This is a genomic window from Mycoplasma cottewii, from assembly GCF_024918975.1.
Lineage (GTDB): Bacteria > Bacillota_I > Bacilli_A > Mycoplasmatales > Mycoplasmataceae > Mycoplasma > Mycoplasma cottewii.
Genome location: NZ_CP103424.1, coordinates 1 through 25626, shown reverse-complemented (window position 1 = coordinate 25626; position 25626 = coordinate 1). Strand labels below are relative to the sequence as shown.

Genomic DNA, 25626 nt, shown 5'->3' with positions numbered 1-25626 from the left:
TTATAATACACAATTAAAACTTTCTAAATAAAGTTCATCATATTTTACTGACTTATTAGTATCTATTAAAGCACTAACTTGATCGTTTATTATTTTAAATACATTAGTTAAAAACTGTTGATCGGTAATTGTAATATCAACATCAACTCCTGTAATGTATGATCTACAAACTACTGTATTTATAGTTTGTTTAGAGTTAATTTGACTAATTAAATCTCAAGTTTTTTTAGTATTTAATGTAGCATTATAGTTTAAATAAAATAAACTTTGAATATGATGTTGTAAAAATGCTCTTCCTTTTTTAATGGTTTGAATACTATTTTTATTATTATCAAAAATTACTATTTCATCATTTCTTAATTCAACATAATAATCATTAGAACCTGCTAATATTTTTAAAAACTCAATTTCATCAATAGTATTAAAATCTTTAATATCTACATTGTATCTGTTAACTATTTTGAAATCAGTTATATTGTTATCTAACACTAATTGATTGACTCTTATTTTTAAATCTTCAAAAGACCCTATTTTACGATTTTCTGTACAATTAATTGATAAGAAATTGCCTGGTTTTCTCATTTCTTGATCTGTAATATCACCAATCGCAATAATATCTTTTGATACTAGATCTCTTAAAACTAATGCTTTTTCTGTTTTTAGTAATTTATCTTCATTTCAAATATTAACTTTATTTCAATCAAAATCTATATAAATCATTACTTAAAATCCTTTCAATCATTTTTTGCTAATTGTTTTAAATTATGAAAAGGATAATTGTTTTCTAAATATTTATATACACCTAGATTCACTTTCATAAATGGATAAATGTCTGTGACATATTTTTTTAATGCTTGTTTGAAAGTTAAATTATTATCAATTACTCCTTTAATTACTAAAAACATAAAGATAGTAGATGCACTTCTACTAATACCTAATTGGCAATGAGTGTATAAGGTTGTGTTTATATCATTTTCTAATAAGAATTTAATAGCTGGTGCAAAAAGATCATCACTAAAATCATCTACATCATGAGAATCTAATAAATTAATAGCTAATTTGTTTTTTGTTAAAATAAAGTTTTTTGTTTTATATAAAATTTCTTCATCACTATTTGATAGAATGTTATAAAAAATGTTACTTATTTTTAATTCTTTTTGTGGGTTAATTATTTTTTTAGAAAATTGATCTCCCAAATAAATATTATCTATTATTCTTTCACAAGGCATTATGATTCCACTCCTAACTTTTCACGAACCATTGTTGCTATGTTTGTTACTTTTGGTCCATAAATAATTTGAACTTGATCACCAATTTCTTTATAACCATATGGTTTAGTTTTATCTACAATTTCTTTATTGAATTTTGTTTTATCATACATTGTAACTCTTAATCTAGTTACACAGTTTGCCATAATTTTAATATTTTCAGCTCCTCCACAACCTTCAATAATATTGTTTAAAAACTCTTCATCATATGCTTCTTTTTTAGTAGATGTTTGGTTGGCTTCAAGTTTTTGAATTTCTTTTAATTCTTGTTCTAATTCAATATCTTCTTTTTTGTTTTTTAATTCTTTGTAATCTTTTTTAGTTACTAGATGAGTTAAACCACCTTCTTCGCGACCTGGTGTTTTGTAATCGAATTTTTTAATCATAAAGTAAAATGCTACAAAATAAATTGCACCAAAAATTGGACCAAGAACTAAAGTTCCTCAAACGTTAGATATTAATTTAAAGTTAATTGGATTAACTATTAATCAAGTAATAATACCACTACCACGTGTTGTGACTGATGCAAAATTAAACACATACATTAACATATTTTGAAGACCAGCAAATATAGCATGAAATATATATAATATTGGTGCTACAAATAAGAATGTAAATTCTAATGGTTCAGTTACTCCTGATAAAAATGAAACTGTACCTGCAGAAATAATAGAAGAACCATAAACTTTTCTGTTAGCTTTTGGCATTACAAAAAACATTGCAAGAGCAGCACCAGTAAGGCTAAACATATTGTTCACAAAAACACCGTTTGTTGCTCAAGTGTCTTCTGCTGTTATTTTTTCTTGAAAAGCTAATTTAGATAATGATATATTTATTATTCCAGTAATTTGATTACCACTAGGGTCTGTTCATTGTCCACCAACTGGAGTGTAATAAACAAAGAAGTTTAATACTTGGTGTAATCCAAAAGGAATTAAGGCACGGTTAAGTGAATAATATAAGAACGGAGAAAATGCACCTAATTTTTTTAAACCTTGACCACTATAAAATAATCCTTTGTTTAAATAAATTCATATATAACCTAATAACAATCCAAATGCTCAACCAGCTAAAGTAGCAGCAACTGGTGAAAATTTAGGACCTCCAAAAAATGAAAGTACTTCTGGGAATTTTAATTTATATGTGTATTTATGGATTACATAACCTAATAATCCAGCTAACATCCCACCAAATGCACTATATTGAAATGATAATACTCCAAATCTTTGTTTTAATCCAAAAACATCTTTAATTTGTTTTGAAACTCCATCTACTATTATTGTTGCTTTAGCAGGATCTGTATATATAATTTTTAATATCAATGCTGTTGCTAAGTGAATAGCAGCATAAGCCATCAATCCAGAAAGTGCAGCAGACACCTTTTCAGTTCTTGCTAACCCAGCAGCTAATCCTACAGCTACTAAAAAGTCAATGTTGGTAATAGCTATCATGCCTAAATCTTTAATCGCATTAATTGTTAACTCTAATGCTACTGGTGGTTTATTAGCACCAACATACTTAGCAGCTAAAATAGCTTGACCAGCATATCCAATAGCCGCTATTAATGCTAATAATGGAATTACAGTAACTGGAACTAAAATAGCGCGACCAAATGTTTCTAAATTAGATCTAACATTAAAAAAATATGTTTTAAATTTTCCTTTGTTTTGTTTTACAAAATCATTTTTCAAACCAACTATCCTCCTTGTCTATTTTTTAACTATATAAAAAGTGCAAATTCTTTATGGATTTGTACTTTTTAAAAACTATTTGATAACCGAAATTTTAAAATTATATTATAGTTATTATGATTCAATACCTAATTTTTCACGAACCAATGTTGCTATGTTTGTTACTTTTGGTCCATAAATAATTTGAACTTGATCACCAATTTCTTTATAACCATATGGTTTAGTTTTATCTACAATTTCTTTATTGAATTTTGTTTTATCATACATTGTAACTCTTAATCTAGTTACACAGTTTGCCATAATTTTAATATTTTCAGCTCCTCCACAACCTTCAATAATATTGTTTAAAAACTCTTCATCATATGCTTCTTTTTTAGAAGATGTTTGGTTGGCTTCCAGTTTTTGAATTTCTTTTAATTCTTGTTCCAATTCAATGTCTTCTTTTTTGTTTTTTAATTCTTTATATTCTTTTTTAGTTACTAGATGAGTTAAACCACCATCTTCGCGACCTGGTGTTTTGTAATTGAATTTTTTAATCATAAATGTGAAGATACCAAAGTACACACCTAACATTACCGGTCCAACTACTCATGTACCTCAAACATTTTGAATTAATCTGTAGTTTGCAGGGTTAACTATTAATCAAGTAATAATACCACTACCACGTGTTGTGACTGCTCCAAAATTACATAGATACATTATCATATTTTGAAAACCACTTAAGAAAACGTGAATTACATATAATAATGGTGCCACAAATAAGAATGTAAATTCAATAGGTTCAGTTACTCCTGATAATGCAGATACAGCACCAGCAGAAATTATAGAAGAACCATAAACTTTTCTGTTAACTTTTGGCATTACAAAGAACATTGCTAAAGTTGCTCCTGTTAAACTAAATATTTTAGTTACATAAGTACCATTAATTACTCATGTATCTTTAGCAAGAATTTTTTCATTGTTTGCTAATTTTGCAAGTGCAACATTAAGAACACCTTCTATAGTTTTAGAATCAGGCCCTGGAGTGATATAAGTTCCTCCAACAGGAGTATAGTAAACAAAGAAGTTTAATACGTGGTGTATACCAAAAGGTAATAATGCACGTTCAGCTGATGCATATAAGAACGGAGAAAATGCACCTAATTTTTTTAAACCTTGTCCAGATGAATATAGTCCTTTATTAATATAAATTCAAATGTAACCTAATAATAATCCAAATACTCAACCAGCTAAAGTAGCAGCAACTGGTGAAAATTTAGGACCTCCAAAAAATGAAAGTACTTCTGGGAATTTTAATTTATATGTGTATTTATGGATTACATAACCTAATAATCCAGCTAACATCCCACCAAATGCACTATATTGAAATGATAATACTCCAAATCTTTGTTTTAATCCAAAAACATCTTTAATTTGTTTTGAAACGCCATCTACTATTATTGTTGCTTTAGCAGGATCTGTATATATAACTTTTAATATCAATGCTGTTGCTAAATGAATAGCAGCATAAGCCATCAACCCAGAAAGTGCAGCAGACACCTTTTCAGTTCTTGCTAACCCAGCAGCTAATCCTACAGCTACTAAAAAGTCAATGTTGGTAATAGCTATCATACCTAAATCTTTAATCGCATTAATTGTTAACTCTAATGCAGCTGGTGGTTTATTAGCACCAACATACTTAGCAGCTAAAATAGCTTGACCAGTATATCCAATAGCTCCAATTAATGCTAATAATGGAATTACAGTCACTGGAACTAAAATAGCACGACCAAATTTTTCTAAACTCGCTCTAAACTCAGAAAGTCAAGATTTAAGATTTGATTTTTTAAATGTTTCTTTAGACGAAAATGACATGTTATACCTCCCAAATTTATTTTAAATTTAAATAATAAAAGAACTACTACTATATCAATGATATTTTTTTAAATTTTTTAGAAATTCCATAAAAAAAACAAACTCTTTATTAGTTTGTTTTTTAATTCAAGAACTAATAACAGTAATTTTTCCTTTTATAATAAGCTTTTCTACTTGATTTATTGTTTTGCAAATTCAGATTTTTCAAAACTAACACTATTAATTAAACCACAACCACCAATAACTGTCAGTTGTAATCAATCACAACTTTAGTTAGTTTCAAATTCTTTATAACCATCACATTCTAATACATATAATGAAAACTCTTTACTTGTAAATGTTTTATTTTTAAAATTGTTAATAATAACTTTTTTTGAGTCAGGATCGGTTGTACAATTGATTGAATCAATAGTATGTAATTCTCTATATTGATTTGTTGAACTATCAATTCTATTAAAATCATAAAATCTATAAGTAACATCACTTGAACGTTGTAATTCATATATAACAACATTTGAAGTGATAGCATGAATCTTACCAGTTGGTACGTATAAAAAATCAGATTTCTTTATATCAACAGTTTTTAATAACATTGATTATTAATAACCATTTCTTCTAATTCTTTTTTAGTTTTTGCATTATGTCCATAAACTAATGAACTATCTTTATTACAATCTAAAACATATCAGGATTCAGGTTTTCCTAGTTGGTTATATTTGCAAATAGCAACATCATCATTTTGGTGCACTTGTACAGATAAATTTTCGCTTGTTGTAATAATCTTAGCTAATAGAGGATACTCACCTTGATAGTTATTAATTAATGTCTATGATTTTAAAACAAATCTTTTAAACTCATATTTACCTTTAGTGGTTATATAACTAGATTTATTTTTATAACCAGAAATAACTCAAGCTTCTCCAGCCTTATAATTATTGTTTATATTAAAACCAATTTCTTTTAGTTGATTACCTCATATTTTATTAAAAAATAAGGTGATACTTTTAATAATTCCATGCTTTTAAATTACGTTTGTTGTTTTTGTTTTTTCTTGAAACTTAATATTTTCTAGATCCACTTCATTTAAAATTGTTAAAAACAATAAATCCATAATATATTGGATCTTATATTTTTCAATAATTGGAGTGGTTTTATTGTCATTTAAAAAGAAATTGTTTTGACTACCGTGTAAATGATAAGTAGGTTTAATATCACATTTAAATTCTGTTGAAGATGTAATTGCAATAAGTGATCTATAGTTTTTATTGTTTATTAAATTTAAATATCTATTAATTTTAGAATTATTTCCTGAAGCAGAAACAACTACAACACAAGCATCATTAACATCATAAGCATTATGATCAAACAAATTAGAATAAAGTTCAACTCTTAAGTTAAGTTCTAATAATCAAAAAAACATTAAACTGACTAATATCTTAGTTTTACCAGTACAAAATAAAATAATCTTTTTACTTGATAACATTTCATCTACTACTTTTTTAACTAGATTAATATCAATATCATTGTTTAAAGAGTTAAATGTTTTATTAACTTGTTTTTTAAACTCAGCTACAAGATTGTTAGAAAAGACTTGGTTTTCACTTTTATAAAAATTAAAATTGTTTTCTAAAATTTTAATTAATTGCTTTAATCCACCAATTTCTAATTTATATAAAGTGTGTGATATAACTGATGGTTGCACTTTCAACTTGTTTGCTAAAAACTTAATTGAAAAAGATTTATAATTGGCAATGTTGTTTAATATATAATCACAAACTTTTACTTCTTGGGGTGATAAAAAAACTCTGTTTTTGTTAATTTTTTCAATTAAATTCATAATAACTCCTTTATTTATGGAATAACTGCTTTTTTATTATATTTTAAGATGTTTGTATAGTTAATTTATGCGGTAAACTTCTGCTTAATAATAATTTAAAACTTTTGTTTTTTTTCTAATTTCAAATATTTTCTTTTGACAGTTTATCATTAATTTCTTTTTCTAAATTTTTAAGTGTTTCTAGGATTTTATCAAATTCAATAATTTCTCCATAAAACATTGATTTCATATCTATATAATCTTTTCTAATTTGTTCAATTCTAAACTCACTAGGAATTAATTTTAATTTTTTATTTTTTAAAACTTCATCATAATTTGCATATTTAATTCAGTAAAATTTCTTTTTAAATTCAGTTGCTTCTTTAAGCAATTGTATATTTTGTAACACTTTTTCTTTATAAGATGAATTTGCTAGACAATACAAATCATAATAATGTCTTGCATATCTTGTGTTAAAAGTTTTATCTTCAGGTTTGTTACATACTGAATGTAAAATTAGTGCTTTTTCTCAAAATGTTCTTTCTGGATCAATTACTCTTATAATAGATGAATTAGTAAATATTCCAGGAAAGACTTCGTCAATGATACTACTTATTTCTACTTCTTTAAAAGGAGTTGTGCTTGCAATAGAACCTATTTCTAATTTTATTTCCTGAATTATATAACTTGATGTGTAAAAACTTGGGTATTTGCATCAAATTATGTTTTCATCTTCTTTGTCAATGTAAAACTTAAGATCAAACTTATTTAGATCTTCATCTAATGTTTTTATAAATCTTTCTTTTAAAAATTCTGCTGTTCTTTTATTCATTTCTGGATTGAATTTACTTTGACTTGTTATTGATCGATTAATATAAGGTTCATCTAGTTTATATCCTAGAATATCTCAATCCAAAATTAGATCAATATCTTCTGAGAATCTTTTAATAACGTTGAAACATTTAGATAATGAGGTTCCACCTTTAAAAGTAAATAATTTTGAGTATTTATTTTCATTAAGAATATAATCTAATAAAAAACTAACTCAATAATCCTTTTCTATAATTTCAGGAGCTATGCTACTTTTTTTAGATGATCTTTTAATTAGATTTTTTAGATCTCTAATAGTTTCTACATAAAATTTATTCATTTTCCTCCTTACATATTTCTTTAATATATTCATAAATTCATTTTGTTGTGTGTCTTGCTTCAACTAATAAATTTTGTTTTTCAGCTTCAGTTAATCTTCATCTTATTCTATCTATATGGTACTTTTCTATTTTTCCTTTTCCTAACTCTTTTATGGCCTGGATAACTATTCTTGTCTTTATAGACATATTTGATATTTCTTTATGATTTACTTTTCTAAATTCTATTGTCATACCATCTATATTAAATGTTTTATATTTAGCATTAGAAACAAAAATAAGTTTAGCAGGCACTTGAGTAGATAAACTCAATATATTTAAACATGCTAGACCAAAAGGAGCGATATCTCAATTGTATTTTCTTGCTATTGCATCAATTAATTCATATATATCAAAGTCTTCATAATCTTTAATAAAATCACTATACTCAGGAGCATAATAAAAACCGTTTATAATTCTTCTGATTTTTTGTTCTTTTGCTAATCTATTTAATGTTCTACGAACAGTTTCACTAGAAGCTATATCTAAAAAATCATCAGCAATAAACACTTTATCATATTCAAAAGTGTTAATTCGATTTTGAATTTGTGATATATATGTCATAATTTTCTCTCCTTTTATCCCTAAAATTATATCATTTTCGGGACAAATTTTATTTAGGACAGTTTGTGTGTGAATGGTTATTCACTTACTTCCTTACATATTTCTTTGATATGTTCATAAATTCATTTAGTTGTATTTTTGGCTTCAACTAATAAATTTTGTTTTTCAGATTCAGTTAATTCCTTTCTTATTCTATCTATATAATTATCTGTCATATTTTCATTTCCAATTTCTTTTATAGCTTGGATAACTATTCTTGTTTTTAAAGACATGTTTGATATTTCTCTAGAACTTACTTTTCTAAATTCTAAAAGCATTTTACCTACTTTATAAATTTTAGATTTTCCGCTAGAAACATATATTACTTTAACTGGAACTTGAGTAGATAAACCCAAAATGTTCAAACAAGCTAATCCGAAAGGAGCAATATCTCAGTTATTCTTTCTAGCTATAGCTTTTGCTAACTCTTCAATTCTAACTTGTTCATATTCTTTAATTAGCTCACTGTATCTAGGAGAGTAATAAAAACCATTCATAACTCTTCTAATTTTTTGTTCTTTTGCTAACTTATTTAGAGTTCTACGAACAGTTTCACTAGAAGCTATATCTAAAAAATCATCGCTGATAAATACTTTTCCATTTTTCAGGTCATTAATTCTATCTTGAATTTGTGATATATATGTCATAATTTTCTCTCCTTTTATCCCTAAAATTATATAATTTTCGGGACAAATTTTCTTCATATTAACTTGTTGGTAAACATTTATTAAATATATCTACATTATAGAATTAGAAAAAAATAAAGTTTTTTTTGCCTATTGTGATTAATTTTTATTATTTTTAAAATAATACTGAACAATATCTTAAATATAGAAAGAGATAATTATGACATTATTTAATAAACTTAAAGATTTTCAAAAAGAAGTTCTTCTTAAAAATAAAGATAAAACTAAACTAGGACTATTTTTAGATATGGGGTTAGGTAAAACTATTTTGAGTTTAAGTTTTTGCGAGCAATTTAATGCTGATGCAATTATTGTAATTTGTCCTAAACCTATTGCTGTAAAACAAGAAAATGAAAAAGGAAGTTTTGCTGATCACTTAGTAAATGATTTAAATTTCACTGTATATAATAGATTTCAAAAAAAGATTGATGAAGTTGAATTTGATAAAAATCAAAAAGAAGCATTAATTTTAAATTTTGAATCTTTTATAAATATTAAAGAAGAAAAAACAAAAGACAAAATCCCTGTCTTTTTAAAGAAATTTGTTTTTGCTCATAAAGATCAAAAAATAGCAATCATAATTGATGAAAGTCATCGAATAAAAAATAGTACACCTATAACTTCTAAAGTAATTACTAATTTTATTGAAGGAATTGAAAAATATAATAGAAAATATTTTAATAACGTAGATAAATTTAGATTGTATTTATTAACAGGAACTCCAGTTAGTATAGGATATGTTGATGTATATAATCAACTAAAATTTTTAGGTTTAGAAATGACTAAAACTAAGTTTCTTGAGAATTTTGCAGTAAGAAGAAACATAAAAAGTTTACCTGAATATAAAAGACCGGTTAAAGGGTATAAGAACATAGATCAATTAGTTGAATTAATTAATAATTATGCAGTTTGTTTAAGAACAGAAGATGTAATAGAACTAACTAATATTAAAGAAGAATACATAGAATTACCTATCTCAAAAGAATTTAAATTATTAACACAAAAAGAAGTCTTAGAAAGTGATCTATTCAAATTCTGTAACAAAAATAACATAGAACACAATTACAAAGATGATGATTGTAACCTTGTTTATAATCCTTTTTATAGAAATTTAAGTTATCCAGAATATCATTGATTTGCAACAAATAGTACTGGTGGATATTGATTAAGATCTAGACAAATCTCTATAGGTTTTCAAGGAAATGAGAAAAATTACAAATGATTTGATTATTCTAGATTAGAAAAATTAAAAGAACTATTATCTAACAATCCTGATAACTATATTATCTTTTATAACTACGAAGCTGAATATGATGAAATACTAAAAATATGTCAAGAACTAGAATATAAAATAGATACTTGAAATGGTAAAACTAAAACTGATAAACATTACAAAGAATATGAAAAACTAAAAGATACTAAAACATCTGAAAATAAAAAGAGAGTAATTATTGCAAATTATGCTTCTGGATCAACTGGAATGAACTGACAAAAATATACCAATACAATTTGATTTTCTATAGCACTTTATAAAGATCATGCTCAATCAATGAAAAGAAATCATAGAATAGGCGTTGAAAATGATATTAAGTATTATGTTTTCTATCAAAATAATTTCTTAGATAAATCTATGATTGAAGCAAGAAGAAACAAAAAGAACTATACTGAAAAAATGTTTATCAGAGAAGAAGAAAACAGAAATTCAAAACAGGGAATTGTCCAAAATCTAAAGTTTGAGTGAGCAGATTAATACAAATAAAAAGAGTGTCTTGTGACACTCTAAATTATTTAATTTATTAAGAAGCATTGACTCCATTTTCAGCAGCTGGTGGAGTAGGTGTAGGTGCTGTAAATTCAATTTCTACTGATCCTTCATATTTAGCTGAGTCTTGTTTTGCTGAAAGTTTTAATTTATTTTCAGCTCCTTGAATAGCTTCAACCGCTAATTGTTCATGATCAAGTTTTGCATTTGGGTTTTTGCATTAACAGCATCAACAACTTTTTAACATCACCTTTATCTGCAGGTGCTAATTCAATACCAGTTTTAACTGTAACTAAATCAGTTAATTTTTGTTTTACTACAGGGTCTGGTGTAGGTGCTGTAAATTCAATTTCTACTGATCCTTCATATTTAGCTGAGTCTTGTTTTGCTGAAAGTTTTAATTTATTTTCAGCTCCTTGAATAGCTTCAACCGCTAATTGTTCATGATCAAGTTTTGCATTTGGGTTTTTTGCATTAACAGCATCAACAACTTTTTTAACATCACCTTTATCTGCAGGTGCTAATTCAATACCAGTTTTAACTGTAACTAAATCAGTTAATTTTTGTTTTTGAACTACTGGTTTATCAGGTTTAGCTTCAGTTTTACATGCTACTGCAACTGCTCCAGTTGTAGCAACCATTGCAACTGATCCTAAAATTGTTAATAATTTTTTCATAGTAAAATTTGTACCTCTTTAAATCGAAAATATATTTTTAATTTAGATAAGTACGAATAAGGTCATATTTCATACAACGCGTTATTGGTATGCAGTACTTAATATCATTCTTTTTTTTTTTTTTTAATTCAAGCGTTTTACATAGAAAAGATTGTAACTTTTACAAAAATAAAAAATCACTTACACCAATAAGGTTGAAGTGATTTTTTTACTATTCTTCGTCTTCGAAATCTTTTAAATCATCTGGGTGTTTAATGTATTCTAAAGTTATAGCACTTATTTCTTGACCATCATCAAGTCTTATTCCTTTAACTCCAGTAGCTGTTCTTGATAGAGTAGGAATATTAGATACTTTAGTTTTGATTATGTTTCCATCACTCGAAACAATTACAATTAAATCTGTTTCTCTAGCAGGAATTAAAGCTTTGAATTTACCTGTTTTTTCATTTAAATTCATTACTTTCATACCTTTAGTATTTCTATTACTAATTCTATAATCATCAACTAAACTCTTTTTAAAGATACCTTTGCTTGAAACTGTTGTAATGTGAGATAGTTTAAATGAACTTACTGCTCCAACTACAACATCATTATCTTCTAATTTAATTGATTTAACTCCAGAACCAGTTCTAGACATAGCACGAATTTTATCTTCTTGTACTCTAATTACTTTTCCTGATTCATTAGCAACAAAAATAGTATCTTTTCCTGTTGTTGCAAATACTGAAACTAATTGATCATCATCTCTTAATGTAATTGCTTTTTTACCATTTCTATTAATGTTTTCAAATTCACTAACTTTTGTACGTTTAATCATTCCATTTTGAGTTACAAATGTTAAATATTCAAATTTGTTTTTAGTGTTTCTAAAACATAAAATAGCAGTAATTTTATCTTCAGGTGATAAGTCATTTAAGAAGTTAACAATAGGTAATCCTCTTGCAGTTCTTGAGTATTGTCTAATGTTATACATTTTTGTTCTAAATACTTTTCCTGAGTTAGTAAAGAACATTACTCAATCTCTCATTTTACCCATTGTGATTAAATCAATCGGATCACTTGGTTCAGCATTAACATTAACTCCACGTCCACCACGTTTTTGAATTCTAAATTCATCAGGATCAACTCTTCTGATGTATCCTTCTTTTGATAATAAAATCATTGTTTTAGTATCAGGAATTAATTCTTCATCTTGAATATTAATTAATTTATCATCAATTAATCCAGTTCTTCTATCATCACCATATTTATTAGCGATTTCATCTAATTGATATTTTAAAACTGAATTTTGTTCATCTTTATCATTAATTAATTTATCTAAATATGCGATACGTTCTTGAATTGCTTGCATTTCAGATCAGATTTTTTCTCTTTCTAAACCAACCAATCTTTGTAAACGCATATCTAAAATTGCTTTATTTTGTTCTTCATCAAAACCATATTTATTAGTTAATGACATTTTAGCTTCATCAGCTGTTTTAGATGATTTAATAATTTCAATAACATGATCAACATCGTCTAATGCTTTATGTAATGCTTCTAGTATGTGATAACGCTTAGCTATTTTATTTTTCTCAAATATAGAACGTCTTATGATAACTTGAACTTGGAATTCTACATAGTATTTAATGATAGATTTCAAATCTAAAAGTACAGGTAAATTATTGTGTAATGATAATAAGTTAATTGTAAAACTTGATTGTAAACCAGTGAATTTATATAACTTAGATAAAATAACATCAGGATTTGCATCACGTTTTAAGTCAATTACAATTCTAATTCCCTCATAGTTTGATTCATCTCTAATATCTGCGATTCCATTAATTGTTTTTGTTTTAACTAATTCAGCAATTTTTTCAATAATTTTTGATTTGTTAACTTGATAAGGAATTTCAGTAATTACAAATCTACTATGTTTTGAAGTTTCTTCTAAATCAACTTTAGCACGAATAATTACTCCACCACGTCCTGTTTTGTATCCTTCTCTCATTTTTTGACCATTAGTCATTAATGCTCCAGTTGGAAAATCAGGACCTAATATATGATTATCTAAAATTTCATCAATAGTGATTTCATTATTATCAATATATGCTTTTAATGCACTTACAACTTCTCTTAAATTATGAGGAGGAATAGAAGTTGCCATACCAACAGCAATACCAGTTGCACCATTAACTAATAAGTTAGGTAAATATCCAGGTAAATAAGAAGGTTCTTTTTCACTAGCATCATAGTTATCAATAAATGGAACAGTTTCCATATCAATATCTTTAATAATATAGTTTGATATTTTAGCAAGTCTTGCTTCAGTATAACGCATAGCAGCTGCTCCATCACCATCAATTGATCCAAAGTTACCATGACCATCAACTAAAGGATAACGATAAGAAAAATCTTGAGCCATTCTTACCATTGATTCATAAACTGCACTATCTCCGTGTGGGTGATACTTACCGATTACTTCTCCGACAATTCTTGCAGATTTTTTGTGTGGTTTATCAGCTGTAATACCTAAATCATTCATAGCATAAATTATACGTCTATGAACAGGTTTTAATCCATCTTTTAAATCAGGTAAAGCACGACTTACAATAACACTCATTGCATATTCTAAAAAGTCTTTTCTAACCTCAGAAGAAATATCAATTTGAGTTATTTTTCCATGATAATGTTCTTGATTGTTGTTTTGATTATCCATTCTTGCTTTTCCTTTCTACACGTCAATGTTTTCTACAAATTTAGCATTGTCTTGAATATAATTTTTTCTTAATTCAGGATCTTCACCCATTAAATCTGAAAATACTTCATTAGCAAGTGCTGCATCATCTAATGAAATTTGAAGCATTGTTCTTTGTTGTGGATCCATTGTTGTTTCTCATAATTGAAGTGGATCCATTTCTCCAAGACCTTTGTATCGTTGAATTGTATATTTAGTATCTTTAAATTCATTATTTTTTAATGCTTCTAATTCTGCATCTGTATAAGCGTACTCTACTCGTTTAGAAGATTCAATTTTATATAAAGGTGGTTGAGCAATATAAATATTTCCATTGTTAATTAATTCTTTCATGTATCTGTAGAAGAATGTTAATAATAGAATTCTAATATGGGCACCATCGACATCGGCATCAGTCATAATTACAATTTTTCCATATCTTAATTTAGAAAGATCTAATTCTTCTTTTATTCCTGTTCCAATTGCAGTGATGATTGATTTAATTTCATTATTTGCAAATGCTCTAGCTTCAGTTACACGTTCAACATTTAATACTTTACCTCTTAAAGGCAGAATAGCTTGAAAACGTCTGTTTCTTCCAGTTTTAGCACTACCACCAGCTGAATCTCCCTCAACTAAATATAACTCAGCAATGCTTGCATCTTTACTTTCACAATCTGCTAATTTTCCTGGTAATGAGAAAGTATCTAAAGCTGATTTTCTTCTTGTTTCTTCTCTTGCTCTTTGAGCTGCAATTCTTGCTTTTTGTGCATTAGCATTTTTATCTAAAATAGCTTTAGCATCTTCTGGAGATTTCAATAAGAATTCTTCGAATGCTTGACCAATAATTTCATTAACTGCTTCTTTAGCATCTAAGTTAGATAATTTTGTCTTAGTTTGACCTTCATATTGTGGATCGGTATGTCTTACTGAAACAATACATACCATTCCTTCTTTAATATCATCTCAAGAGTATTTTCCATTTGATTTATTAGATTTAATAACATTTTCAGCATATCTATTGATATCTCTAATTAAAGCTTGTTTTAACCCATCTTCATGAGTACCACCTTCAAGAGTGTTAATGTTATTAACAAAAGTAATTAAATTTTCTTGATAGTCAGAATTATATTGTAATGCTACTTCAACTTCGATATCTTTGTATTTTGAATCAACATAAAAAATGTTTGGATTTATTGTTGTTTTGTTTTCATTTTTTTCTTTAATGTAATCTAAGATTCCATTAGCAAAATAATACTCAACACTTTTATCAACTCTTTGATCAGTTAAAGTTAATCTTAGACCTTTATTTAAGTAAGCTAATTGTTTTGCTTTATTTCTAACAACATCATAATCAAAATTTACTGTTTCTTTAAATATTTCAGGATCTGGTTTAAATCTAACTTTAGTTCCTCTTAATTCTGTTGGTCCTAAATTTTCTAAAGCTGATTCTTTTGTTCCACCTTCACTAAAATATTGGTGATAATGAATGTTTTCTCTGTAAACATCAACATCAACATATAATGATAAAGCATTAACAACACTGGCTCCAACTCCGTGTAATCCACCTGAAATTTTATAACTATCAGAATCAAATTTACCTCCAGCGTGAAGTTGAGTAAATACTAACTCTAAAGCTGATTTTCCTGATTCTTGATTAATACCAGTAGGAATACCACGTCCATTATCTTGAACAATAACTTCTCCATCAACTGTAAGTGTAATGTCAATTTTATCTGCATATCCTGCCATAGCCTCATCAACAGAGTTATCTAAAATTTCTCACACTAAGTGGTGTAATCCAGTTTTAGAAGTTGATCCAATATACATTCCTGGACGTTTTCTAACTGCTTCTAAACCTTTTAAAACTTTTATCGATTCAGCATCATAATTTACAGACATTTTTTCTTCCTCCTAATCATTTTTTTATAAAGCAAAATAAAAAATACCCCATAAAAAACACTTTTAATTTTATATATTTAATACATACATAAACCGTACATTTAACATACATATAACATATATAAAACACATATATTAATTATATCTAAAATCGGTCTAAAAGTCTTGTAAAAACACTGATAAACACAAAGAAAAAATCTTATTTAACATAAAGAAAAATAAGATTTATTTTTATGAAATTTTTGAGTCATTAAATATGATTTTTATCTAGTAAAAATATTGAATTAAACAACTTTAATACGGCTTTCTCATTTTCTTTTAAATCAACGTTTAGTATAGATTATTGATCTTAAAATAGGATCTAAACTTATAACTAAATAAATAAGAACTAAACCATAACCTGTATCACCTTTAAAAGTAGAACTAACAAGTCAAGGTAATAAACACATACCACTAATCATTGTAACAACTGATATTGATAAAGGTATTCATAAATCTCCAGTTGATCATAATGCTCTTAGTAAAGTCATATTAGCAGTATCAAATAAAAGTTTAATAAACAACACACTCATTAAAATATATCCATACTTATTAATTAATGTTGAATTTATGTTGAATGCTTTTAGTAATGGATAAGTTAAAACTAAAGTAATTGATGATAATAATAACTGAGAATAAATTGCTATTTTTCAACAACTAACTCCTATTTCAAAAGCTTTTTGTTTATCATTTTTTCCTATCATTTTAGCTACTAACATTGATGTAATTGTACTTATAGCTAATAAGAAAGTAATTGAGTACTGTACAATAGCAGTTAATGTTCTATGTAAGTTTATAAAAGTATTAATTACTTGTTGTTGATCAATAAAAGTTGAATTTACATATAAATGACTAATAGCTGTATTTGCAACAAAATTACATACGTTTCATAATCCTACTTCTAAAGTTATAGGAAGACCTATTTTAATAGTTTCAAACATATATTTAACTTCAATCTGATTAATAAATTTTCAATTTCTATAATCAATATAAATAACATTTACTACTATCATATAAACTAATTGAAATAAAACTGCTAAGACTAAACCTAAACTAGCATAAATAGGATTTCAATCAAATGCATATAAAACTAATACAACCAAAATAATATCTACCACATTAGATAAAATTGAACCAATTGCAATGTGACGTTGTTTACTAATGATTTGTAATCCAGCAACTAAAACTTGAACAACTGACATAATTACTAAACTAATATTTATAATTTGAAAATACTTTACACAAAAATCTAATTCATTAATTTGATTGTACTTATTATTAGTAACTATGAATTCATTTTTTGCATCTAATCAACTTAAAAAAGTTGAAGCAAATACACTAGTTAAAATATAGATAAATAAAGTAATAGTTAAGTTAATTAAAATACCAGTAGTTATTAGTTTAGATAATTCTTTTTCTTTATTTTGACCAAATAATTTACTTCCTACAACCAACGTTCCACTAGCAACTAAACCAGGAATAAATTGAATAGCAATAAATAATGTTGTTGTTTTATTAACTGCAGCAAAAAATCCTGTTCCTCCAGCATATCAACTAAATAATAAAATATTTATTTGAGATATAATTGCTGCAAAAAATAATTGTAAAAATATATGAATTGTTAGCGACATTATCTGTTTAAAATCTTTTACATAAAGTATCTTTTTTAAATTAAATTTCATGATTAACCTATCAAATTAAATAGTAAAATAAATTCTTCTAAACCTAATTGTTCAGGTCTTTTTTTAGCATCAATGTTTGCTTTATTTAAATAATCTAAAGCTAAATTTTTATCACTAACAATATTTGTTAAATTGTTCAAAATAGTTTTTCTTTTGTTGTTAAATAATTTTCTTACAAATTCAGCAAATTTTTGATCATCTTTAACTTGAGATTTAAACTTATCATTAAAAGTTAAACTAACAATTGCTGAATCAACTTTTGGAATAGGTCTAAACATTCCTTTAACTACAGTAAATTCATATTTTCTATCAGAATAAAATTCACAAACAACTGATAAATTATTGTAGTTATTTTCATTTTTATTAGCACACAATCTAACCGCTACTTCTTTTTGCATCATAAAAACTGCTTTATTTAATAAATGACTTATTTTAAGAGTTTTAAATAAAATTTCACTTGTTATGTAATAAGGCATATTTGAAATAATAGAAACTTTTTTAAAATCGTATTGTTTAATTAAAGATTCAAAATCAACAGTTAAAACATCAGCTAAAACAAAATCAAAATTATCTGAATTAATTTTTGATCTTAAAATCGGTTCTAATTCTTTATCAATTTCAATAGCAACAACTTTTTTAAATCTTTTAACTAATTCAGTTGTTAATGCTCCAGTTCCTGGTCCTATTTCAATTATTAATTGATCAGAATCATCACCTAAGACATCAACAATTTTACTTATTAATTTAGGATCTGATATAAAGTTTTGACCAAAATGTTTTTTAGCTTTTACTTGCATTTTATTCTCCTAATATTTCTTTAATATCTTTTACTTTTAAGTTCATTCAATTTAATCATTTAAACAAAGTTTTTGAACTAATTGATTTTTCAAAATTAAAATGTTTACAAATTTTATCTCTATTAGATTTTAAATAAAAATCATTATTAACATAATCATTTCAACTAATAGAATCATTATTTTTATCATAAACTATTAGTTCTGATAAAGCTTTTTTAATAGCGGACTCATCAGCTTGAGCTATTCCTATTTTTTTATATTGTTTGTTTACATCTTGTTTTGTTATAAAAGCATTTAAGACTTTATTATCTAAATAATTAATAATTTGTTCTCTAATTTTCTTACCAGCTCCATCTGGATCAGTAAAAATAATAACTCCAACTGTATCGTTAAATTCTTTAATTATTCTAAGAGTTTTTTGATCTAAACTCAATCCATTAGTTTCAATAGTTTTAATCTCATTACCAAAAATATTTTTAAGTTTTTGAGTATCAGTTTTACCTTCTACTATAATAACTTGTTTGATTTTATTAAGCATTTTTATATCTCCTGTTAGTATAAAAACAGACTAAAAATTATATATATTTATCAACTCAATTTCTATTATATTGTATATTTTAATACTTTACAATTTATTGATAATTATAAAATTTTTACAAATATTAATTATGAAATTATTTTTATTTTTGTCCTTTTTATTGCTTTTTTGTCCAAATGTTATTTATAATTAACTTATGAAAGGTAATGATGTTATGAGAAAGGCTAATGTCTTAAATTTAATACAATATCATATAGAAGAAAATGATATAGCTTTTAGAAAAGAAGCGTATTTAATTGCTGAAGAATTTTACAAAACAAATGATGATGAATTAGGTGAATATATCTTTTCAATGTTGCGTGGAGCTAATAATTTTGTTCCTCAATTAAGTTCTGATATAACAATTCCATTTGCTCAAAAAATACAATTACAAACAAGTTTAGAACCACTTCCACTTCCAGAAAAAATCTCAGAAGATATCAAAGGTATAATTAATGCGATAAATCGTAAAGTCGCAATAAATAAATTTTTATTTCAAGGTCCACCAGGAACAGGAAAAACTGAAAGTGTAAAACAAATCGCAAGAATATTAAATAGAGATTTATTTATTATTGATTCAAATAATATTATTGATTCTCATTTAGGACAAACTGGAAAAAATATTTCAGAATTATTTGATGCAATTAATAATATCTCTTCACCTGAAAAAGTTATTATTTGTTTTGATGAAATTGATGCACTTGCTTTAGAACGTGTTGATCAAAAAGATGTTAGAGAAATGGGTAGAGTTACTACTAGTATTTTGAAAGCTTTAGATAGTTTAAATGAAAATATTATACTTATAGCTACAACTAACTTATTCAAACATTTTGATAAAGCATTAAGTAGAAGATTTGATTTAGTTTTAAATTTCAATAGATACCAAAGACAAGATCTTATTGATATTAGTGAAGTTATTTTAAAACATTATCTTAAAAAAGTTGAGAACGTAAAAAGTGAACTTAAATTATTTAGAAAAATCATTTCTTTAATGCAAGAAATTCCTTTACCTGGTGAACTAAAAAATATTATTAAATCAGCAATTTATTTAAGTGATCCTAATGATGAACATGATTATTTAAAAAGACTTTATAAACAAATTTCAAATGATAGTTATGATCTAAAAAAATTAAAAGAAAATAATTTTACAGTTAGAGAAATTGAAATATTAACAGGTATTTCAAAAAGTAACGTAGCCGTAAAGCTGAAAGGAGAATAATATGAATTCATTGCTAGTTTTAAAAGGTGAATTCGAGTCAAAACCTAATCCTTCAAAACCTGGTGATCCTAAATTAAGTGGTAAAAAATATTTAAAAGTGGATCATATTAAAAATTTACTAGATCAATTAAATAATGCTTATAATTTTTGAAAAAATCAGAACTTAGAAATTGATGCTTTAATAAATGTTAAATACTATTCAATAGCAGCAAAAAGCAAAAGAATAAACCAATTATTTTATTCAGCATTAAAACAAAATAATGACAAAATAGTTGGTGTTAGTTTAATTGATGATTATGAAAATAATAATATAAAACAAAAGCATTTAATAACTTATTATATTGAAAAAGATATATTAAAAAATGCAATCAATAAATTATCGATGATAGTTAATCAATTAGAACAAAACAACATTAAATTCATAACAAATGAATTATTAGATCGAATTTCAAATAATCAAATTGATATATCATCAAGTGAAATATCTAAAACTCAATTTCGTTCTGTAATTGTTGATTTATCTCACATTGAAGAGTTTAATGTTAAAACTACTCATACTGATTTAAATAATGAAAAAATAGTAACTTTATATGATATTAATGTTGATGAAATCGAATTATTAAAACAATTAAATATTAATTTAAATACACGAGATAGAATTAGTAAAAATACATTTTATTTAGATAGTGAATCATACAATTTATTAAAAGAAAAAGCTCCATATTTAATTTCAATGTCTGTTGAAGATTTAAATGAAGTAGATTGAAAAGATGATGACTATAACTTAGTTTCTAACAATAATATTTTAACAATACCAGATCCTACATTTGAACCTGTTGTTGGAGTAATTGATACAATGTTTGATAACAGAGTTTATTTTTCAAAATGAGTTGAATTTAAAAAAGATATCTCAGATGAAATACCTTTATCACAAAATGATTTTAATCATGGAACAGCTGTAACTTCTATTATCGTTGATGGTCCATCTTTTAATAAACATTTAGAAGATAATTGCGGTAGATTTAGAGTACGACATTTTGGTGTAGCTAAAAATAATTGAAACAGTACTTTATCTCTTTATAACAAAATAAAAAATATTGTTGAAAATAATAAAGATATTAAAGTTTGAAATTTATCTTTAGGTTCAAAATTAGAAATAGATAAAAACTCAATATCAGTTATGGGACATTTACTAGATAAATTGCAATATGAAAATGATGTTATTTTTATAGTTGCAGGAACTAATAAAGAAGTGGATGAATTAAATTTAAAAAGAATAGGATCTCCTGCAGATTCAATAAATTCAATTGTTGTAAATTCAGTTGATTACAAAAATAATCCTGTAAGTTATTCTAGAAAAGGGCCTGTTCTACATTTCTTTAATAAACCTGATGTCAGTTATTACGGTGGAACTAAAGATAAACCTATCACAACTTGTACAGCTAATGGTGTTTATAAAGTTATTGGTACTTCATTTGCAGCACCTTGAATAACAAGAAAAGTTGCATATCTTATTCATAAATTAAAATTTTCAAAAGAAGAAGCTAAAGCTTTAATAATTGATTCCGCAATATCTAATGACAATGATAAAGACATAGTAGGACATGGAATTGTGCCAATAAAAATAAATGATATTGTTGAATCTAAAAATCATGAAATTAAAATAGTTTTATCATCTTACACAAAAGAATATCATACTTATAATCATGAATTCCCAGTCCCTGTTCAAGACAATGCTTTTCCGTTCACTGTAAAAGCAACACTAGTATATTTTACTGATACTAATAGAAATCAAGGTGTTGATTACACTAAAAATGAATTAGATTTCCAATTTGGACCAATGATTGGAGAAAGAGAAAATTTAAAAATAAAACCATTAAATGAAAATAAACAATCTTCTCATGAAGATAATGTTTATATAAACGAACAAGAAGCAAGAAAAGAATTTTCAAAATGAAATACCGTTAAAATTATTGAGAAAAAAGAAACAACTGAAACAGGTAAATCTAGAAAATCAATAAAAGTAAAAAACAATCATCTTTCTTGAGGAATTAAAGTTACTAAAAAATATAGATTAAATAACACTAATAATGACAAAATAAAATTCAGTATTGTGATAACTCTTAAAGATATAGATAGAACAAAAAATCGCTTAGAAAACTTTATTAGTTTATGTAAATCTAGTCAAAGATGATATGTTAGAAAAATTAAAATTGACAATGAAATTAATATTTTTTCTAAATCAAATGAACAGATAGAATTTGATTCTTAATATTATTTTATGCTTAAAGTGGGAAACATAATAAAATTTAATTCTTTCAATTAAAAAACCGTTGCATTGAAACGGTTTTTATTTTATCAACACACTTATTTTTTACAATATAAATTAATTACTTAAAAACGTAGGAAGAATAACTTGTTTTAAATCTTCATCACTCATATTGTTTAAAATGATTGGTTTTGTTGAGTTAATTAATTTTAATTCAATAATATCTTCATCTAAAGTTTTGATAGCTTCAATTAAAAATCTAGTATTAAAACTTATTGAAATATTTTTGTTTCCTTCAATAGAGAAATCTTCAAATTCTTCTTCATATTTTCCAACTTCTGAAATAGAAGTTTTGAAATAAATTTTATCATTGTCAACTTTAATATTAACAATACTTGGCATACCGTCATCTGTAGGAAAATCAAATCTTGATAATAATTTAGAAATCACTCTTTGTTTTAAACTAATAATTGTTTCAAATTCTTTAGGAAAGGCAATTTGTACATTAGGAAATCTTCCGTCTATTAAATTTGATTGGAAAACTACATTATCAATAATAAAAGTAATATATCCTTCAAATAATATTATTTTTAAATTTTTAGCATTATCTAATAATCTAGGTAATTCACTAACAGTTTTATAAGGAATTGTTATATCAACATGTTCAACTATTTTAGATTTTGCTTGTAAAACTTTTTGACTTATTCTGAATGAATCAGTTGTTGAGAAAATTACTTTATCATCTTCTACTTTTAAATTTAAACCTGTTAAAACTAATTTTTTATTATTTTCATTCATTGAAACAATTACTTGATAAATAGTTCTTTTAACTTCATTTGGATTTAAAACAATTTCAGTACCTTTTTCTCTAAAACCAATTAAAGGATAATCATCTGCATTTAAAACACTAACATTAAAATCAGAATTATGAGTTCTAATAGTTAATTCACTATCTTCAACCATTGTTAATATTACAAATTCATCTTCTAACTTTCTTAGCATTTCTAAAACATATTTAGGTTTAATTATAACTTTACCTTCTTGTTTAATTTCTAAATCAGAATTTTTATTATCTAAAATACTTTTAAATGAAAGTGTACCATTAGTTGAAATAATACTTACTTTATCATTTTCTGCATTTAAATAAATACCAGTTAAACTAGGATTAGTATTTTTATGGTCTATAAGTTTAACTGCTTTTTGTAAATTATCTAATAACACCATTCTATTGATTCTAATATTCATGTTTTTATCTCCTAAAGATTCTATTGTCTTTAATAACATATTTATTTATATTTTAATTTTTTGTATGTGTTTTTTCATCTATTTTTCAAATGAATTTTTACTTTATTTTTACAAAGTATGTTCAAAAGAAAAAATCCTAAATTACTAATAATTACTATATTTCTTAATTACTTTATTTATTATTCTTATTATGGAGTAGAAATGTGGATAAATAATTAAAAGTCTTTATTTTAAAGGATTTAATAGTTTATTTTGCTAAGATTTTAGCCTTTAAGTTTTCCATAATTTTTTTAAATTCTTTGTTATCTTTCAACATTTTATTTATTTTACGTTCAGCGTTTATAACTGTTGTATGATCTCTTCCACCGAATTCTTCACCTATTTGAACTAAAGTATGATTTAAGATGATTTTTGTAAGATACATTGCAATATGTCTTGCTTCAACAATCGCTTTTGCTCTTCCTCTTCCATCAATTGCATTAACACTAACACCGTATTTTTCAGAAACAACTTCTTTGATTTTTTTAACATTTAATATACCGAACTTAGAAGTAGGAACACCTTTAAACAATTCAGTAACAATATCAATAGAAATAATTGTTTGATCTGGATTTTGTAACATTCAGAAACTTAATCTAGATATTGAACCTTTGATTTTTCTAACATCATCAGCATAATAATTAGATAAAAAGTTAATAGCTTCTGGTGAGAAATCTAAGTTAGGATTTTGTTCTTTAAGTTCTTTTTTAATGATTGCAGTTGCTGTTTTTATATCTAAATTCATAATTGGAATACTTAATCCCATATTAAATCTAGTAATTAATCTATTATCAAAACCGTTTAATTGTTCAGGTGATTTATCACTTGAAAAAATCAGTTGTTTATCATACTCAATAAAATTGTTGAAAATTGTGAATAACAGCTCATTTGTCTTTATTTTATTGCTTAAAAATTGGATATCATCAATTATTAACACATCATTTATCAAGATATCATCTTTAAATGCTTCGATTTCTTGATGAGTTTTTTGTAGTACATCAATTGCTTTTCTAGCAAACTCTTCACCACTCATATAAACTACTTTTAAATCAGAAAAATTATTCTCAATATAGTTTTTAGTAGCTTTTAAAATATGAGTTTTCCCCATTCCTGATTCTCCATAAATAAATAATGGATTATAAGCAAAACCGGGATTTTTAGCAACAGTTTGAGCAGCTAAAAAAGCTTGTTCATTACTAGGTCCAACAACAAAATTATCAAATGTATTTCCTATTAATCTGCTAGGTTTTTTTAATAAAGAACTTGATTTTGGTTTTACTTGTTCTTCTTGTTTAGTTGCTTGGCTAGATAATGTTTCTTGTTCTTTTTTATATTTTTTTTCATCAGTAAAACTTAATAAAACTTCATTATGTAATTCTTTTTTTATAACATCTTGTATTACACCTTCGATATGTTTAATAGTTTTTAGTCCAAATATAGACTTAACTACAAAAACATATTCATTTTCACTCTTTTTATACAATTTAGAAGTAGAAATGTATTCGTTATACACAGCTTCATCAATATTAGGGTTTTCTGATAATGAAAGTTTAAGTTTTTTTAATAAGTCTTTCTCTTCCACAAAGTTACCTCTCAT

Annotated in this window: 21 protein-coding genes; 3 read left to right on the top strand and 18 right to left on the bottom strand. The window is 25.3% G+C overall.

Annotated elements, in window-relative coordinates; all coding sequences use genetic code 4:
- The 10 genes from NX779_RS00105 to NX779_RS00060 all read right to left on the bottom strand — a co-directional run bounded on the left by NX779_RS00105 (nt 1) and on the right by NX779_RS00060 (nt 9066).
- Nucleotides 1-720, bottom strand: a complete 720-nt coding sequence (locus tag NX779_RS00105) for a hypothetical protein (RefSeq protein ID WP_259430209.1) — start codon at nt 718-720, stop codon at nt 1-3.
- Nucleotides 720-1229, bottom strand: a complete 510-nt coding sequence (locus NX779_RS00100; RefSeq protein ID WP_259430208.1) for a protein-tyrosine phosphatase family protein — start codon at nt 1227-1229, stop codon at nt 720-722. The genes NX779_RS00105 and NX779_RS00100 overlap by 1 nt, the downstream gene beginning before the upstream one ends.
- Nucleotides 1229-2959, bottom strand: coding sequence for a PTS transporter subunit EIIC (locus tag NX779_RS00095; RefSeq protein WP_259430207.1), 1731 nt, complete (start codon nt 2957-2959; stop codon nt 1229-1231). Before NX779_RS00095 ends, NX779_RS00100 begins: the two co-directional genes overlap by 1 nt.
- Nucleotides 2960-3073: 114 nt before the next feature.
- Nucleotides 3074-4813 carry a PTS transporter subunit EIIC gene (locus NX779_RS00090; RefSeq protein ID WP_259430206.1) on the bottom strand — a complete coding sequence of 580 codons (1740 nt, stop codon included), beginning with the start codon at nt 4811-4813 and terminating at the stop codon, nt 3074-3076.
- 269 nt (nt 4814-5082) lie between these two features.
- Nucleotides 5083-5406, bottom strand: coding sequence for a cupin domain-containing protein (locus NX779_RS00085; RefSeq protein WP_259430205.1), 324 nt, complete (start codon nt 5404-5406; stop codon nt 5083-5085).
- Nucleotides 5397-5561 (bottom strand): hypothetical protein, encoded by a 165-nt coding sequence (locus NX779_RS00080; RefSeq protein WP_259430204.1) that lies wholly within the window; start codon nt 5559-5561, stop codon nt 5397-5399. The genes NX779_RS00085 and NX779_RS00080 overlap by 10 nt, the downstream gene beginning before the upstream one ends.
- A 273-nt stretch (nt 5562-5834) precedes the next feature.
- Entirely contained in the window at nt 5835-6515 is a 681-nt protein-coding gene (locus NX779_RS00075; RefSeq protein WP_259430585.1) for a phosphoheptose isomerase family protein, read from the bottom strand.
- Between the two features lie 250 nt (nt 6516-6765).
- Nucleotides 6766-7779, bottom strand: a complete 1014-nt coding sequence (locus NX779_RS00070; protein WP_259430203.1) for a nucleotidyl transferase AbiEii/AbiGii toxin family protein — start codon at nt 7777-7779, stop codon at nt 6766-6768.
- Nucleotides 7772-8380: a DUF6088 family protein gene (locus NX779_RS00065; protein ID WP_259430202.1), complete on the bottom strand. Its 609-nt coding sequence runs from the start codon at nt 8378-8380 to the stop codon at nt 7772-7774. Before NX779_RS00065 ends, NX779_RS00070 begins: the two co-directional genes overlap by 8 nt.
- Before the next feature lie 77 nt (nt 8381-8457).
- Entirely contained in the window at nt 8458-9066 is a 609-nt protein-coding gene (locus tag NX779_RS00060) for a DUF6088 family protein (RefSeq protein ID WP_259430201.1), read from the bottom strand.
- Nucleotides 9067-9265: 199 nt separating this feature from the next.
- Here NX779_RS00060 and NX779_RS00055 point away from each other — a divergent pair, with 199 nt between their 5' ends.
- Nucleotides 9266-10855: an SNF2-related protein gene (locus tag NX779_RS00055; protein WP_259430200.1), complete on the top strand. Its 1590-nt coding sequence runs from the start codon at nt 9266-9268 to the stop codon at nt 10853-10855.
- A 161-nt stretch (nt 10856-11016) separates the two neighbouring features.
- Here NX779_RS00055 and NX779_RS00050 read toward each other — a convergent pair whose 3' ends face one another.
- The 6 genes from NX779_RS00050 to rnmV all read right to left on the bottom strand — a co-directional run bounded on the left by NX779_RS00050 (nt 11017) and on the right by rnmV (nt 19218).
- Nucleotides 11017-11544 (bottom strand): lipoprotein, encoded by a 528-nt coding sequence (locus tag NX779_RS00050; protein WP_259430199.1) that lies wholly within the window; start codon nt 11542-11544, stop codon nt 11017-11019.
- A gap of 211 nt (nt 11545-11755) precedes the next feature.
- Complete coding sequence (gene gyrA, locus NX779_RS00045; protein ID WP_259430198.1) at nt 11756-14242, bottom strand: DNA gyrase subunit A; 2487 nt, start codon at nt 14240-14242, stop codon at nt 11756-11758.
- A gap of 15 nt (nt 14243-14257) precedes the next feature.
- Entirely contained in the window at nt 14258-16162 is a 1905-nt protein-coding gene (gene gyrB, locus NX779_RS00040) for a DNA topoisomerase (ATP-hydrolyzing) subunit B (RefSeq protein WP_259430197.1), read from the bottom strand.
- A gap of 284 nt (nt 16163-16446) precedes the next feature.
- Complete coding sequence (locus NX779_RS00035; RefSeq protein WP_259430196.1) at nt 16447-17883, bottom strand: MATE family efflux transporter; 1437 nt, start codon at nt 17881-17883, stop codon at nt 16447-16449.
- A 2-nt stretch (nt 17884-17885) separates the two neighbouring features.
- On the bottom strand, nt 17886-18680 hold the full coding sequence (gene rsmA / locus NX779_RS00030) for a 16S rRNA (adenine(1518)-N(6)/adenine(1519)-N(6))-dimethyltransferase RsmA (protein ID WP_259430195.1): 795 nt from the start codon (nt 18678-18680) through the stop codon (nt 17886-17888).
- Between the two features lies 1 nt (nt 18681).
- Nucleotides 18682-19218, bottom strand: a complete 537-nt coding sequence (gene rnmV / locus NX779_RS00025) for a ribonuclease M5 (RefSeq protein WP_259430194.1) — start codon at nt 19216-19218, stop codon at nt 18682-18684.
- Between the two features lie 214 nt (nt 19219-19432).
- Here rnmV and NX779_RS00020 point away from each other — a divergent pair, with 214 nt between their 5' ends.
- Together NX779_RS00020 and NX779_RS00015 are read left to right on the top strand one after the other, a co-directional pair.
- Entirely contained in the window at nt 19433-20476 is a 1044-nt protein-coding gene (locus tag NX779_RS00020) for an ATP-binding protein (protein WP_259430193.1), read from the top strand.
- Between the two features lies 1 nt (nt 20477).
- Entirely contained in the window at nt 20478-22748 is a 2271-nt protein-coding gene (locus NX779_RS00015; RefSeq protein ID WP_259430192.1) for a S8 family peptidase, read from the top strand.
- A 114-nt stretch (nt 22749-22862) separates the two neighbouring features.
- Here the strand turns inward: NX779_RS00015 and NX779_RS00010 are convergent, their stop codons facing one another.
- Both NX779_RS00010 and dnaA read right to left on the bottom strand, forming a co-directional pair.
- Complete coding sequence (locus tag NX779_RS00010; RefSeq protein ID WP_259430191.1) at nt 22863-23990, bottom strand: DNA polymerase III subunit beta; 1128 nt, start codon at nt 23988-23990, stop codon at nt 22863-22865.
- 247 nt (nt 23991-24237) lie between these two features.
- Nucleotides 24238-25611 carry a chromosomal replication initiator protein DnaA gene (dnaA, locus tag NX779_RS00005; protein WP_259430190.1) on the bottom strand — a complete coding sequence of 458 codons (1374 nt, stop codon included), beginning with the start codon at nt 25609-25611 and terminating at the stop codon, nt 24238-24240.
- Between the last annotated feature and the right edge of the window lie 15 nt (nt 25612-25626).